Origin of the sequence: Streptomyces sp. NPDC051180 (assembly GCF_040689545.1) — a bacterium.
Classification (GTDB): Bacteria; Actinomycetota; Actinomycetes; order Streptomycetales; family Streptomycetaceae; genus Streptomyces.
The window spans coordinates 328,707-343,369 of record NZ_JBFBBC010000001.1; the positions used below are offsets into that span (position 1 = coordinate 328,707).

The 14,663-nt window shown below is 73.3% G+C and carries 13 protein-coding genes; 7 read left to right on the plus strand and 6 right to left on the minus strand.

Annotation, left to right across the window (positions count from 1 at the left end; genetic code table 11):
* Positions 1 to 172 precede the first annotated feature (172 nt).
* From AB0424_RS01490 to AB0424_RS01510, 5 genes are read left to right on the plus strand one after another with little or no spacing between them, the layout of a single operon-like run.
* Positions 173 to 1,237 carry an iron chelate uptake ABC transporter family permease subunit gene (locus tag AB0424_RS01490; protein ID WP_366301294.1) on the plus strand — a complete coding sequence of 355 codons (1,065 nt, stop codon included), beginning with the start codon at positions 173 to 175 and terminating at the stop codon, positions 1,235 to 1,237.
* On the plus strand, positions 1,234 to 2,400 hold the full coding sequence (locus AB0424_RS01495; RefSeq protein ID WP_366301295.1) for an iron chelate uptake ABC transporter family permease subunit: 1,167 nt from the start codon (positions 1,234 to 1,236) through the stop codon (positions 2,398 to 2,400). Before AB0424_RS01490 ends, AB0424_RS01495 begins: the two co-directional genes overlap by 4 nt.
* Complete coding sequence (locus AB0424_RS01500) at positions 2,397 to 3,260, plus strand: ABC transporter ATP-binding protein (protein WP_366301296.1); 864 nt, start codon at positions 2,397 to 2,399, stop codon at positions 3,258 to 3,260. Before AB0424_RS01495 ends, AB0424_RS01500 begins: the two co-directional genes overlap by 4 nt.
* A 24-nt stretch (positions 3,261 to 3,284) precedes the next feature.
* Positions 3,285 to 4,859 (plus strand): amidohydrolase, encoded by a 1,575-nt coding sequence (locus tag AB0424_RS01505; RefSeq protein ID WP_366301297.1) that lies wholly within the window; start codon positions 3,285 to 3,287, stop codon positions 4,857 to 4,859.
* Positions 4,856 to 5,080, plus strand: coding sequence for a hypothetical protein (locus tag AB0424_RS01510; protein WP_366301298.1), 225 nt, complete (start codon positions 4,856 to 4,858; stop codon positions 5,078 to 5,080). Before AB0424_RS01505 ends, AB0424_RS01510 begins: the two co-directional genes overlap by 4 nt.
* Before the next feature lie 196 nt (positions 5,081 to 5,276).
* On the opposite strand, the gene AB0424_RS01515 is transcribed toward AB0424_RS01510, so the two are convergent.
* Positions 5,277 to 6,203 carry an adenosine kinase gene (locus tag AB0424_RS01515; RefSeq protein WP_366301300.1) on the minus strand — a complete coding sequence of 309 codons (927 nt, stop codon included), beginning with the start codon at positions 6,201 to 6,203 and terminating at the stop codon, positions 5,277 to 5,279.
* A 238-nt stretch (positions 6,204 to 6,441) separates the two neighbouring features.
* Positions 6,442 to 7,137 (minus strand): beta-glucanase, encoded by a 696-nt coding sequence (locus tag AB0424_RS01520; RefSeq protein WP_366301850.1) that lies wholly within the window; start codon positions 7,135 to 7,137, stop codon positions 6,442 to 6,444.
* A gap of 262 nt (positions 7,138 to 7,399) precedes the next feature.
* On the opposite strand from AB0424_RS01520, the gene AB0424_RS01525 reads away from it, so the two are divergent.
* Positions 7,400 to 8,971 (plus strand): FAD-dependent monooxygenase, encoded by a 1,572-nt coding sequence (locus AB0424_RS01525; protein ID WP_366301301.1) that lies wholly within the window; start codon positions 7,400 to 7,402, stop codon positions 8,969 to 8,971.
* 83 nt (positions 8,972 to 9,054) lie between these two features.
* Entirely contained in the window at positions 9,055 to 9,771 is a 717-nt protein-coding gene (locus AB0424_RS01530) for a TetR/AcrR family transcriptional regulator (RefSeq protein WP_366301303.1), read from the plus strand.
* 176 nt (positions 9,772 to 9,947) lie between these two features.
* Here AB0424_RS01530 and AB0424_RS01535 read toward each other — a convergent pair whose 3' ends face one another.
* From AB0424_RS01535 to AB0424_RS01550, 4 genes are all read right to left on the minus strand, one after another.
* Positions 9,948 to 11,525, minus strand: coding sequence for a pectate lyase (locus AB0424_RS01535; RefSeq protein WP_366301305.1), 1,578 nt, complete (start codon positions 11,523 to 11,525; stop codon positions 9,948 to 9,950).
* 266 nt (positions 11,526 to 11,791) lie between these two features.
* On the minus strand, positions 11,792 to 13,228 hold the full coding sequence (locus AB0424_RS01540; RefSeq protein ID WP_366301306.1) for a DEAD/DEAH box helicase: 1,437 nt from the start codon (positions 13,226 to 13,228) through the stop codon (positions 11,792 to 11,794).
* A 211-nt stretch (positions 13,229 to 13,439) separates the two neighbouring features.
* Entirely contained in the window at positions 13,440 to 13,643 is a 204-nt protein-coding gene (locus AB0424_RS01545) for a cold-shock protein (RefSeq protein WP_057577999.1), read from the minus strand.
* A 210-nt stretch (positions 13,644 to 13,853) separates the two neighbouring features.
* Positions 13,854 to 14,639: a DUF817 domain-containing protein gene (locus AB0424_RS01550; protein ID WP_366301308.1), complete on the minus strand. Its 786-nt coding sequence runs from the start codon at positions 14,637 to 14,639 to the stop codon at positions 13,854 to 13,856.
* Positions 14,640 to 14,663 lie beyond the last annotated feature (24 nt).

The window sequence follows — 14,663 nt, forward strand, 5'->3', positions numbered from 1 at the left end:
AGCCCTCCGCAGGGCCTTCGTCCCTACCTGGGTGCGCGCGTTGACCGGTCGATCGAGTTCGGTTAGCCTCACCTAAGTATCGGCTCGTCTGCTTCCGTGTGCCGGGCCGCGTCCAACGCCTCAACTGCCGTCAGGGGAGCCGTCGTTGTCCGTCCAGTCCCGTTTACCCCGGGTGGCCTCCGGACCCCCCGACGACGACGGCCCGGACGGCAGGCCCGCGCCTCCCCGCGCGAGCCGCGCCGGAACGACCCTGCGCGGCCTGGGCCTCCTCACGGCCGCCGGGGCGCTGGTGCTCGTCGCGCTCCTCAGCGTGTGGGTCGGCACCCGGGGCATCCCCTTCACCGCCACCTGGGATGTCCTGTGGCACCCCGACGGCTCGGAGACGTCGGTGATCATCCACGACTACCGCGTCCCCCGCACGATCCTCGGCACCCTCGTCGGCACCGCCCTCGGCCTCTCCGGCGCCCTCATGCAGGCCCTGACGCGCAACCCGCTCGCCGACCCGGGCATGCTCGGCGTCAACCTGGGAGCCTCCGCGGGCGTGGTCGTGGCCATCGCCTTCTTCGGCGTCGCCGCCCCGCTCGGCTACGTCTGGTTCGCCCTCGCCGGCGCGGCCGCCGCCTCCACCGGCGTCTACCTCCTCGGCTCCTCCGGCCGGACACTCGCCTCGCCCGAGCGGCTCGTCGTCGCCGGAGCCGCCGTCACGGCGGTGCTGTACGCCTTCAACTGGGCGGTCCTGCTGCTCGACCCCAGGGCCTTCGACCAGTTCCGCTTCTGGACCGTCGGCTCCCTCGCCGGCCGCTCCCACGACATCGTCCTCATGGCCCTGCCCTTCGTCGGCGTGGGCGTGCTGATCGCCCTGGTCCTCGCCCCGTCCCTCAACGCCCTGGCCATGGGCGACCAGATGGGCCGGGCCCTCGGCGTGAACGTCGGCCGGACCCGCGCCCTGGGCGCCGTCGCCGTGATGCTGCTGTGCGGCGCCGCCACCGCGGCCGCCGGCCCCATCGGCTTCGTGGGCCTCGCCGTCCCGCACGTCGCCCGCTTCGTCGTCGGCCCCGACCAGCGCTGGGTGTTCGCGTACTCCATGCTGCTCGCGCCCGTCCTCCTGCTCGGCTCGGACGTCCTCGGCCGGGTCCTCGGAGCCCCCGGCGAGGTGCAGGTCGGCATCGTCACCGCCTTCCTCGGCGCCCCCCTCTTCATCGCCCTGTGCCGCCGCCGAAAGCTGGTCATGCTGTGAGTGCCGTACGGGGGCCGAAGACCTCCCCGCCGCAAGGCGCGCCGGGGTCCGCGCCGGCCACGCCCCCGGGACCCGCGCCCGAGGCCGCTCCGGGACCCGCACGGGCCGCGGCCCCGTCCCGGGTCGTCACCGGCCGCCTCGTCCGCACCCGCTCGGGGAACCTCTCCCTGCTGGTGCGGGGCCGCGCCGCCGCCGTGACCGCGGCCCTGCTCGCCGCGCTCGTCGCCGTCATGGGCGTCAGCCTCACCACCGGCGACTTCGACCTCTCCGTGGGCGAGGTCGCCCGGGCGCTCACCGGAGACGGATCAGGGCCCGCCGACTTCGTCGTCAACACCCTGCGCATGCCCCGCCTCGTCACCGCGCTGTGCGTCGGCGCCGCGCTCGCGGTGAGCGGGGCCATCCTGCAGAGCATCACGGGCAACCCGCTCGGCAGCCCCGACATCATCGGCTTCACCAACGGCTCGGCCGTGGGCGCGCTCGTCGTGATCGTGCTCCTCCACGGCAGCATGACCCAGATCGCGATCGGCGCGCTGGCCGGCGGCCTCGCCACCGCCCTCGCCGTCCACCTCCTCATGCTCGGCAGGGGAATCCAGGGCTTCCGGCTGGTCGTCGTCGGAATCGGCGTCAGCGCGCTGCTCCTCGCGGTCAACTCGTACCTCATCACCCGGGCGACCTTCCAGGAGGCGCTGGAGGCGCAGGCATGGCTGATCGGCAGCCTCGGCAACAGGCTGTGGACCCACGCCCAGGCCATCGGCCTCGCCGTCGCCGTCCTGCTGCCGCTCGCCCTGCTGCTCTCCCGGCGGCTCTCCATGGTCGAGATGGGCGACACCACCGCCATGGCCCTCGGCGTCGACGTGACCCGCACCCGCACGGTGCTGCTGGTCGTCGCCGTCGCCCTCGCCGCCTTCGCCACCGCCGTCACGGGCCCCATCTGGTTCGTCGCCCTGGCGGCCCCCCAGGTGGCCCGCCGGCTCACCGGGTCGGCCGGTCCGGCCCTGCTGGCCTCCGCCCTCACGGGCGCCGTCATGCTCGCCGTCAGCGACCTCGCCGTCCAGCGCCTCTTCGCACCCGCGCTCCTCCCGGTGGGCACCGCGACCGGCTGCGTCGGCGGCGTCTACCTCGTCTGTCTCCTCGTCACCGAGTCGCGAAAGAGCCGCGCATGACCCCGACCGACCCTTCGGCCCCCCGCCTGCGCGCCGAGAACCTCACCCTCTCCTACGACCGGCGGACGGTGGCGACCGGCCTCGGCGTCGACATCCCCGACCGCTCCTTCACCGTGATCGTCGGACCGAACGCCTGCGGCAAGTCCACCCTCCTCACGGCCCTCGCCCGCATGCTCCGACCCCGTGCCGGACAGGTCTACCTCGACGGCGCCGCCATCGGCTCCTACCGGTCCCGTGAGGTCGCCCGCAGGCTCGGACTGCTCCCGCAGTCCTCCACCGCGCCCGGCGGCATCACCGTCGGCGACCTGGTGGCCCGCGGCCGCTACCCGCACCAGGGGCTGCTGAAGCAGTGGTCCGCCGACGACGAGGCGGCCGTCGTCGAGGCGATGCGCCAGACCGGCGTCCTCGAACTCGCCGACCGGCCCGTCGACGACCTCTCCGGCGGCCAGCGCCAGCGCGTCTGGCTGTCGATGGTGCTCGCCCAGCAGACCCCGATCCTCCTCCTCGACGAGCCGACCACCTTCCTCGACATCGCCCACCAGGTCGAGGTCCTCGACCTCTGCGCACGGCTGCACGCCCGCGACGGCCACACCGTCGTCGCCGTCCTGCACGACCTCAACCAGGCATGCCGCTACGCCACCCACCTGATCGTCATGCGCCCCGGCGGCTTCATCGCGGCCGAGGGCGACCCGTCCACGATCATGACCGCCGCCCTCGTCGAGGACGTGTTCGGCCTGCCCTGCCGGATCATCGACGACCCGGAGACGGGAACCCCGCTGATGGTGCCGGCGGCCCCCCGGCGGTACGCGGAGGAGCGTGACGGCACCCCCGCCGGCCCGGTGCCGGCCCCGACCCCCTGACGACGACGACCGGACGGACCGACGATGCTCTGCACGCGGCTGACGAACGCGCACATCCTCACCCTGGACCCCGACCATCCCGTCGCCCACGACCTCGGCATCTGGCGGGGCCGCGTCGTCGGCCTCGACGCGGCCGTGGCCTCGCTGCCCGCACGCGAGGTCGTCGACCTCCAGGGCGCCACCGTCCTGCCCGGGTTCATCGACAGCCACGTCCACCTGGCCTGGGCCGGACTCAAGGCCGCCACCCCCACCATCGCCCCCTGCGAGCGCGTCGAGGACGTCCTCGCCGTCGTCGAGGAGGCCGCGCGCGGGCGCGCGCCCGGCGCCTGGGTCGACATCGCCGGATACGACCAGCGGTCGCTGGGGCGCCACCTCACCGCCGCCGAACTCGACCGGGCCGCCCACGGCCGCAAGGTCTTCGTCATGCACGACTCGGGGCACGCCTGCGTCGTCAACAGCGCCGTGCTCGACCTGCTGCCGGCCGAAGTGCCCCACCAGGACGGCTTCCTGGCCGAGAGCGCCATGACCGCCGTACGCCGTCTCCGTCTGCCGTACTCCCAGGAGGAGCTCGCCGACGCGATCGAGCACGCCGGGCGAGCCTGTCTCGCCGAGGGCATCACCGCCTGCGCGGAGGCGGGCATCGGCGGCGGTCTCCTGGGGCACAGCCCGGTGGAACTCGGCGCGTACCAACTTCTCAGGGACCAGGGCCGGTTGCCGCTGCGGGTCCAGCTCATGCCGGCCGGCGACACCCTGCGGCCGCGCGCCGCCCACGCGGACGACGGCATCCCCCGCGCCCTCGACCTCGGCCTGCGGACCGGGTTCGGCGACGACTGGCTGTCCGTGGGCGCCCTCAAGATCTACACGGACGGCGGCATGATGGCCCGCACGGCCGCGCTCACCGCCCCCTACCAGGGCACCGACCACACCGGCCAGCTCCAGGACGACCCCGAGACGCTCACCCGGCTGATCGTGGACGGCCACCTCGCCGGCTGGCAGCTCGCCGTCCACGCCATCGGCGACCGCGCCGCCGACCTCGCCCTCGACGCGCTGGAGCGGGCCCAGGCGCTCCGGCCCCGCCCCGACGCCCGGCACCGCGTCGAGCACGCCGGGCTGGTCCGGCCCGACCAGCTCCCGCGTTTCGCCCGGCTCGGCGTCAGCGCCGTCGTCCAGCCCAACTTCCTGCGGTACTTCGGCGACGACTACGCCGACATCATGGGCGAGGAACGGGCCCCGTGGATGTACCGGGGCCGCGGCTTCCTCGACCACGGCGTCACGCTCGTCGGGAGCTCCGACCGACCCGTCACCGACGGATCCCCCCTGCGCGCCGTCCAGTTCATGGTCGAGCGGGCCTCCCTCTCCGGCCGCCCGATCGGCCCCGACGAGGCCGTCACCGTCGACGAGGCCCTCCGCGCCTACACCGTCGCCGGCGCCTACGCCTGCCGCTGGGACGACAGCGCCGGCGCCCTCGCCCCCGGCAAGCGGGCCGACCTGGTGGTCCTCGGCGACGACCCGCACCGGGTCGACCCCTCGCGCATCGGCGACATCGATGTGGTCGCGACCTACGTGGACGGCCGCCGCGCGGAAGGCGGAAAGCAGTGACGACGGACGACGGCCTCGCCCCCTACGCACCCCTGTGGCAGGCACCGACCTCGCCGCCCCGCTGGGTCATCTGGCACCCCGCCCCCGACCTCATGGTCTTCGACACCGAACTCAACCTCCCCGTCCCCGTCGACGACACCGCCCTCCCCGAGGTCGTCCGCCGCATGCGCCACGCCGGCGCCCCGGAGACCGACGCCTACCCGGGGCGCCCGTGCGGCTGACACGGCAACCCTGTGTCGTGGGTCAGCCAGTGCGTGGTGTTCAGCGGGACGGCCTGCTGCACCGACGGGTCGGGGGAGTTCGCGGGCTTCTGGATCCCGCCGTCTCGCGGATGGCCTTGCCCTGGAGGTCGAGCCGGTCGCTTCGGTCCGGGGTGAACAGCGGTGCCAGGGGCTGGGCCCCCTCCACCACCGTCCGTCATCGTCCGTCCTGCGAAGCGCCATTGGCCGCGTCCGCCTCGCGCAGCAGCGCCGCGCGGTCGATGGCCTCGCTGCCGGTGGCGGGAACGGTGCAGGCGAAGGCGCCGGCGATGGAGCCGTAGAGGGCGCAGCGCTTCAGGGGCCGGCCGGTGAGGCGGCCGAAGAGGAAGCCGGAGGCGAAGGCGTCGCCGGCGCCGTTGGAGTCGACGACCGGTTCGCGGGGCTCCACGGTCGGGACGTGGACGAGCCCGTCCGCGCTCAGCATGTACGCGCCCTCGGCGCCCGCGGTGGCCACCACGACCTCGGCCCGGCCCTTCTCCAGGATTCGGCGCATGGTCTTCTCCCGGTCCGTCAGGGCGGTGGTGGAGACGAAGACGATGTCGGCTCCGTAGGCGAACGGCTCGTGATACGGGTTCTCGCCGTCCCAGTTGTGCAGGTCGGTGGAGACGGTGAGCCCCGCCTCCCGCAGCAGGGGCAGGGTGAAGGCGCAGGGAGGGGTGATGGAGACGTGCGCGTGCCGGCTCACCGCCGCCAGCGCGCCGACGAGCTCCTCGGGCAGCCGGTCCGACTCCCGCGACCGGCTGTCGTCGTAGAGGGAGAGCCGTCGGCCGTCGGGGCCGACGAGGTTGACGGCCCGCTTCGTGCCTCCGGGCAGCGGCACCTCGGTGAACCCGATGCCCCGGTCGCGGTGGAAGGCCCGGAGGAGGTCGCCCGAAGGGTCGTCGCCGATCATGTCGAGGTGGTGCGTCCGCAGCCCCAGCGAACTCAGCCCGAGTGCCACGAAGTCGCCGGTCTGCCCGGCGCGGGTCTCGATGCCCGGCCGGATCATGTAGCTGTCGGCGTACGGAAGCGGGAGCTCGGGAACGTACACGATCGTGTCCACGCCCGACCCTCCTAGGACGAGGACGTCGTACTCGCTGCTCATCGCTGTTCCTCTCGTGGCGAGGGAAGCAGGCCGGCCCCTGCGCGGGTGGCGCGAAGGGGCCGGCAACTGCCTCTGATCGCTGGTGAGTCAAGCAGTCGTCGACCTCGACGGCAAGATCTTGCTGAATGTTTCAGAAAGTTTCTGCGGTGTCAGGCGGTGAGCAGGAGGGGGGCCTCACGGAGGCCCGCGGGTCCGCGGGGGTCGACGTGCGCCGGGCGCCCCCGCCGCCCGGCGGTCGTCAGGCCGTCCGCCGGGGCGGGAAGGTGGTGCGCGGCCGGTACACGCGGAGCCCCGTCACCTCGTACGACATCTCCGACGTCCCCGGTGTGGGCGCCGGGTGGTAACGCCCGGCGCAGACCGAGAGGTTGACGATGAGATGGGCCCGCCAGCCGCGCCCCACCCCGCGGCGGTCGTCGAAGGCCCGCACGCCGTTCACCCACCAGATGACCGAGCGGGCGCCGAACTCGATCCGGAGGTCGACCCACGCCCCCGGCCGGATGGCCGGGTTCCGGTAGTAGTGGTAGCGCCCGCGGACCCGGTTGGAGAGTTCGAGCAGGTCGGGGTTGTCGGGGTGGTACTCGAAGACGTCGATCTCCTGCCCGCCGTCGAGCCAGGTCCAGATCGCCGGCCACGCTCCCGTCTCCACGGGCAGGCGCACCCGCGCCACGAGGATGTCGCCGGTGCGCACGAGGAACCCCTCGGGGCTGCCCTCCGTCGTGAGCAGCCCGGCGTTCCAGTCGCCGTCGGTGCGGCGGGTCGCCCGGAAGACTCCGGTGCGGCTGTACGACGGATCCTCCACCAGGTGGTCGAGTTTGTTGTCGCCGTGGTTGGTCGGTCCGCCGTCGGGATAGGCCCAGGAGTGACCCGCGAGCCACTGGGAGGCGGAGGCGAAGTCCGCGTCGAGCACGAGGTCTCCCGGCTGCTGTTCGGGGATGGCCGCGGCCCCCTCGGGGGCGCGGGCGCCCCGTCGCAGGAGCCGGTCGAAGAGGTCGTTCAGCACGGCACGCTCCTTTCGTGCGGGCGTCCCTCGCCCGCGGGCGATCTGCCCCACCTTGCCCGGTCCGGAAGGCATCCATCCGCATGTGGCGACAAGTCGTCACCGAAGGGGGCCGTGTCGGCGACCCGATTATTTCGGCTACGGTGTATCCGTTATTGGCTCACGGCTCCCCTCCACGGGGACCGGCGAGGGGAGCGGAATGAACGCACAGGCCACCACCGGCATCGACCCCGACAACGACACCGACACCCACACCGACACCGACGTGATCGTCGTCGGCGCCGGGCCCGTCGGACTGGCCCTCACCCTCGACCTGGTACGACGCGGTGTCTCCGTACGGCTCCTGGAACGCGACGGGGCCCGGTTCGAGGGGTCCCGGGCCAAGGGGATCCAGCCCCGCACCCTGGAGGTCCTCGACGACCTCGGCCTCGCCGACGCCGCACTCGCGGCCGGCGGCGCCTACCCGCCCATGGGCCTCCACCTCGGCCCCTGGACCACCGCGTGGCAGATGCACGCCACCGCACCGGAGACCGCGGGCACGCCGTACGCCGACCTCCTCCTGCTCCCGCAGTACGCCACCGCCGACCTCCTGCGCGCCGCCGTCGAACACCTGGGCGCGGGAGTCGAATACGGCGCGCGGGCCGTGGCGGTCACCCAGGAGGACGACTTCTGCGCGGTCCGCCTGCACGACGGCCGGCTGCTCACCGGCCGCTACGTCGTCGGCGCCGACGGCGGCGGGAGCACCGTGCGCAAGGCCGCCGGCATCGCCTTCGAGGGCTCCACCGACGAGACCGACCGGATGATCCTCGTCGACGCCGCCGTCGACGGCCTCGGCCGTGACCACTGGCACGTCTGGCCCCGGGCACGCGGACGCAGCGTCGCGGCCTGCCCGCTGCCCGGCGGCGACCGCTTCCAGGTCATGATCAAGGTGCGGCCGGGGGAGGCCGACACCGCCGAGGACCTCACCGAGACCGCCCTCGCCACCCTCTTCCGCCGCCGCGTCGGCCGCTCCCTCGCCCTGCGCGACGTCAGCTGGAGCTCTGTCTTCCGCCCCAACGTCCGCCTCGCCGCGCGCTACCGCCACGGGCGCCTCCTGCTGTGCGGCGACGCCGCCCACGTCCACACGCCCGCCGGCGCCCAGGGCCTCAACACGGGCGTCCAGGACGCCCACAACCTCGGCTGGAAGCTCCAGCAGGTCCTCGCCGGCGCCGCCGACAGCCTCCTCGACAGCTACGAGGCCGAGCGCCGTCCCGTCGCCGCCCGGGTCCTCGGCCGCTCGACCGAACTGTACGAAGGACTCCGCCGGCCCCGGCCCGGCCGGCTCACCCGCGGCCACGACGAACACCAGCTGGACATCTCCTACTTCGGCGGCCCCCTCGCCCCGGCCGACGCCCCCCGCACCGACGCCCTCCGCTGCGGCGACCGCGCCCCCGACGCGCCCCTGCCCCAGCCCACGCCCACCGCGCAGCGTCTCTTCGACCTCTACCGCGGCCCGCACTTCACCGCCCTCGCCTTCGGCGACCGGGCCGCCACCGCCACCGGACGCCTCCCCTGGCCGGCCGCCGGCGCACCCCTGCGCCGCCACACCGTCCTGAACCGCACCACACCCCGCACACCGGACGAGGAGGCCCTGCTCACCGCCTACGGCATCACCGAGGACACCGTCCTGCTCGTCCGCCCCGACGGCCACGTCGGCGCCGTCGCCCCCGTCGACCGGACCGGAGACGTGCGCCTCCCCGCCCTGTTCGGGCCGCCCGCCGCCGACCGGTAGCGTGTCCACGGCACCCCCGAGGGCGGCCGGCAGCCCCGCACGGCCCCGGGCGTCACCCGCGCAGCGAGAGAGAGCCCCACCGCATGGCCGCCACCACGCCGCCCCCCGGCAGCCCCGCCTGGTGGGCCGCACGCCACGCCGCCGCGCCGGATCCCTCCGCGCCGCGGCGCCGCGGCCGGCCCTCGCTCGACACCGCCCGCATCGTCGACACCGCCCTGCGCCTCGTCGACGAGCACGGCACCCAGGCGTTCTCCCTGCGCCTGCTGGCCGACGCCCTGGACTCCGGCACGGCCACCCTCTACCGCCACTTCGAGGGCAAGGGCGAGCTCCTCGCGTACGTCGTCGACCGCGTCCTCGGCGAACCCGTCCTCGACGACCTCGCCGGGCTGGCCGACTGGCGCGAGACGCTCACCGTCACGGCCCACCGCTTCCACGACGCGCTGCGCCGCCACCCCCACACCCTGCCGCTGCTCATGGCCCAGGTGCCCGTGGGCCCCCACGGCCTGGCCCAGCGCGAGCGCGTCCTCGGCGCGCTCCTCGCCCACGGCCTCCCGGCGGACCTCGCCGCCCGCGCCTTCACCGCCGTCACCCACTACGTCATCGGGTTCACCGCCCAGCAGCACGGTCCCGCCGCCCCCGACGACGGTCCCAGGCTCGCCGCCTTCTACCGGGGGCTCGACCCGGCGGCGTACCCCGCCCTCCTCCAGGCCGCCCGGTCCCTCACCTCGGTATCCGCCGACGAGGAGTTCGCCTTCGGACTCGGCCTCCTCGTCCACGGCCTCACCCGCCTCCACCCCTGACCGAGATGCCCGGGGACGGTCCTGTCGACACCGACCGGACGACCCCCGGCGGTTGTCCCCGGGGCCGACGCCGTGGAGATCCGGATGTCGGGCCTCCGGCGGAGCCTGCGCCGACACGGCGATGCCCGCCGGATCCGGGGGAAGCCGGAGCCGGCGGGCACCTGGTCGTGCCACGGTCAGGCGTACGTCTCGAACTCCGCGACCTGCGGTGTGCCGTTCGAACCGGTGATCTCGAAAGTGAGCTTGCTCAGGGTCGTGCGGGCGAAGGTGATCACCCCCGCCCCGCTGCCCGAGGCGAGGACGCTCCCGGTGCCGGCGTCGACGACGCGCCAGGAACCGATGCGGCCCGTGGCGCCGGACGTCTCCTTGACGACCGCGGAGGAAACGGCCGTGGGGGAGCCCCACTTGATCGATACGGAACCGGTCGTGCCGGGGGGCGACCAGTAGGTGCTCAGGCTGCCGTCCCGGACGTTTCCGTAACTCGTGCCGTCGGCCTTGCCGGAGCCGTCGGACCCGGCGCCGAGGCTGAGGTTGGTCCCGCCGGGCGGGGCGGTGGTGGGCGGGGTGGTGGGAGAGCTCGGGGTCGGTGTGGGCGTGGGGGTGGTCGGTGTGGGTGTCGGAGTGGTCGGCGTCGGGCTCGGTGACTGGGGCGTGCAGGCGCCGTCCGACTCCAGCAGGCCCTTGCCGGCGCCGGCGGTCCTGCTCACGACGGCGGGCACGCAGCTCGCCGCGTCCGCGGTGAAGGCGTAGGGAAGGGCGACGGTCGTGGTGGACTGCGGGTCGGGGCCCGCCGGGTTGTTCCCGGTGCCGCGGGCGGACCAGGTGACGTTGTCGTAGATGTTGCCGCTGACCTGCCAGTATCCGGCGGCGTCGGTGTAGAAGGTGCCCAGGACGTCCTTGGAGTCCTCGAAGTAGTTGGCGTCCACCCTGGCGCGGGCGCCCGCCCGCGCGTTGATGCCGGACTCGTTCAGGCTCAGGTAGTGGTTGTTGTACATGTGGGCGATGCCGCCGCGGAGCAGGGGAGCACGGGAGTCGATGTTCTCGTACAGGTTGTGGTGGTAGGTGATGAAGCTGTTCGACAGGTCGGTCTCGCTGGAGCCGACGAGGCCGCCTCGGCCGGAGTTACGCAGAATGCTGTAGGACAGGGTCACGTACCGGGTGTCGTCCTTCATGTCGAAGAGGCCGTCGAAGCCCTCGGACTCGCCGCCCGACGCCTCGAGGGTGGTGTGGTCGACCCAGACGTTGCGGACGGTGCTCTCCATCCCGATGGCGTCGCCGCCGTTGGACGTGGGGGAGCCGGACTTCTTGACGTTCCTGACGGTCACGTTCCGGATGACGATGTTGCTCGCCTCGCGCAGGTGGATGCCCACCTGGTCGAAGACGGCGCCGCCGCCGACGCCGACGAGGGTCACGTTGCTGACCTGCTTCAGCTCGATCACACCGGCGGCGGTGTTGCAGCTGTCGCCCGACACCTTGGCGGTGTTGGCGTGGTCGATGGTTCCTTCCACCTCGATGGTGATCGGTGTGCCGCTGTCGGCCCGGCCGCACAGGGCCGCGTGGATCGCGGTGCCGGTGGTCGCCCGGACGGTGGTGCCGCCCGCGCCGCCCGTGGTGCCGCCGTTCTGGGTCGCGTAGCCGGTGACGCCTCCGGTCGCCGCCGACGCCTGGGGCATCGTCAGGACCGCACCGGTGGTGACCGCGAGGGCCATCGTCGCCAGTGCCGCGTGGAGCCGCGGCACGACTGGTCGTCTCATCCTCGCCTTCCTTCTCGTGTGGGAACGGAATGGAGAAAGCGCTTTCTGGCCGCGACCCTAGGGCGCCACTTCATGGCTGGCAAGGCTCTGCGATGTGGCGGATGTGTGCCGAAGATCGTCGCGGACGGGCCCGCGACCACCCCTCACCGTCAGGGCGTCGAGTCTCGCGGCCCGGCGTCCGGCCGGGCGGGCAGAGAGACGGCCCCGCCGTCCGCGAGCGCGGACGGCGGGGCCGGAAGGGGTGTCTGGGCCGGGGCGGGATCCGCTCAGCGGCCCTTGCGGATACGCGCGGCCTGCCGCGCCTCGGCGGTCTTGCGGGCTTCCGCGCTGCGGCGCGACTCGTTCTTGGCGCGGCCGGGCTTGCCGGGGACGGTGCCCATGCCGCGGAAGGCCGCGCCGCCGCGCTTGACGCCCTCCTGGCTCGGCGCGCTGCCGTCGACGGGCACACCGGACGGAGTCCGCGCGCCGGTGATCCGGGTCAGCTCGGCCTCGCCGGAGCGGACCTGGGTGACCTGGGGCCTGATGCCCGCGTCGGCCATCAGACGCGCCACGTCGCGGCGCTCGTCGGGGGTGACCAGGGTGACGACGAGACCGGACTCGCCGGCGCGCGCGGTCCGGCCGCCGCGGTGGAGGTAGTCCTTGTGGTCGGCGGGCGGGTCGACGTTGACGACGAGGTCGAGCTCGTCGACGTGGATGCCGCGCGCCGCCACGTTGGTGGCGACCAGCACCGGGACCTCGCCGCTGCGGAAGCGCTCCAGCGTGCGGGTCCGCAGCGGCTGCGACTTGCCGCTGTGCAGCGCCGCGGCCCGGACGCCGCTGCCGAGCAGGTGGCGCGTGAAGCGGTCGACGGCCTGCCTGGTGCGCAGGAACATGATCACCCGCCCGTCGCGCGCGGCGATCTCCGTGGCGGTGGCGAACTTGTCGGCGCCGTGCACGTGAAGGACGTGGTGATCCATGGTGGAGACGGAGGCGGCCGACGGGTCGACGGAGTGGACGACCGGGTCGTCGAGATAGCGCTCGACCACGAGGTCGACGTTGGCGTCGAGGGTGGCGGAGAACAGCATCCGCTGGCCGTCGGCGTTCACCCGGTCGAGCAGCTCGGTGACCTGGGGCATGAACCCCATGTCCGCCATCTGATCGGCCTCGTCCAGGACGGTGATCGTCACCCGCTCCAGACGGCAGTCCTTGCGCTCCACGAGGTCCGTCAGCCGGCCCGGCGTCGCGACGAGGACTTCCGCGCCGTCGCGCAGCGCGGTGGCCTGCCGGCCGATCGACAGGCCGCCGACCACGGTCGCCATGCGCAGCTTCAGGGCGCGGGCGTAGGGCTCCAGCGCCTCCGTGACCTGCTGGGCCAGCTCGCGGGTGGGCACCAGGACCAGGGCGAGCGGCTTGCGGGACTCGGCGCGGCGCCCGGCGGTGCGCACCAGCAAGGGCAGGCCGAAGGCGAGGGTCTTGCCGGAGCCGGTCCGGCCGCGGCCGAGGACGTCGCGGCCCGCGAGGGCGTCGGGCAGGGTCGCGGCCTGGATCGGGAAGGGCGTGTCGACGCCTTCGCGGGCCAGTACGTCGCGCACCTCGGCCGGCAGGTCGAGCTCGGCGAAGCCGGCCACGGCGGGCAGGGCCGGGGTGACCGTCGACGGGGCCGCGAATTCGCCCTCGGGCGCCGGGCCCGAGGGTGTCCTGCCCGTGCGGGGGGTGCTGTTCATGGGGACCTTCCTCGAAAACGGTGCGCTTCGAGGAATTCGACGAGGGGCTGTGGCCCGTGAATCACCAGAACGTACCGAACGCCGATTGCGTACGGATCCGGCCGCGCCGACGGGAATGCGGCGCCCGGTCCGTGAAAAAGCCTGGAAAAACCGACGAGCCGGGGCCCTCACCTCGACGGTGAGAGCCCCGGCTGCGAAGGACGTGTCAACGTCAGGCGGGGAGGATGTTCTCCGCCTGGGGGCCCTTCTGGCCCTGCGTGACGTCGAAGGTCACCTTCTGGCCTTCCTGCAGCTCACGGAAGCCGGAGGTGGCGATGTTGGAGTAGTGGGCGAACACGTCCGGGCCGCCACCCTCCTGCTCGATGAAGCCGAAGCCCTTTTCGCTGTTGAACCACTTCACGGTGCCAGAGGCCATGTCAAATCTCCTTCGGGGCGTAACCCGGAAGTCCACACCGTGTGGACCCCGGCGTCGCCGTGATGATTGCCCCGTCGGAAAACTGCACCGAAAACACATAAAGTGCCTGACGATGTCACCACCGTCGAAGGCACTCATAAGTTCTTTGGGAACCACAACTGCAACTGCCGTCGACTGTAGCACGTCGTCCGGGGCGGTGCACGAAATGACCTATTCCCGGGCCCGTGCGGACGGGAGGAGATTTCCCGCCCGGTGCGCCGTCAGGACGAAGGTGACGGATATGAGGAGGGCCCAGGCGCCGAACTTGGCGGGGGAGACCGGCTGCCAGCCGTCCAGCTGGTCCGGGTAGCTCCACGCGCCGACGTAGGTGGCCGCGTTCTCGGCGATCCACAGGAAGAAGCCGATGAGGACGAACGACAGCGCCAGCGGCATCCGGTGGTCGTCAGGCCCCACCCGGAAGCGCACCCAGGTCCCCGCTGTGGCCGCGAGGAGCAGCGCCGCGAGGACCCAGCGGAGGTCGGGCAGCCAGTGGTGGCTGAAGAAGTTCACGTACACCGCTCCGGCGAGGACCGCCGTCACCCGTGGCCGGTACCCGGTGAGCCGCAGGTCGAAGAGGCGCCAGGCCCGGCAGACGTAGCTGCCCAGGGCCGCGTAGAGGAATCCGCCGTAGAGCGGGACGCCGCCGAACTTGGTCAGCGCGTCCTCGGGATAGCTCCACGAGCCCATCCGCACCTTGATCAGCTCGAAGAGGAGCCCGATCGCGTGGCAGCCGGCGATGACGGCCACGTCCCGGCCGGTGTCCCAGCCGACCCGCCACGCCAGGACGGTCAGCCCGATGCCGTAGAGCAGCAGCAGGTCGTACCGGGCGATCGGCAGTTCGGGGAGCAGGGTGGAGGCGGCGATGCCGCCGACGAGCGCGACGGCGAAGGCGCAGCAGCGCGCCTCCAGCACCGCGAAGCGCAGGAGCTGGCGTATCCCGTACGTGAGCGTCTTCATGGCGGGTGGGACGCCGGTGCGGCC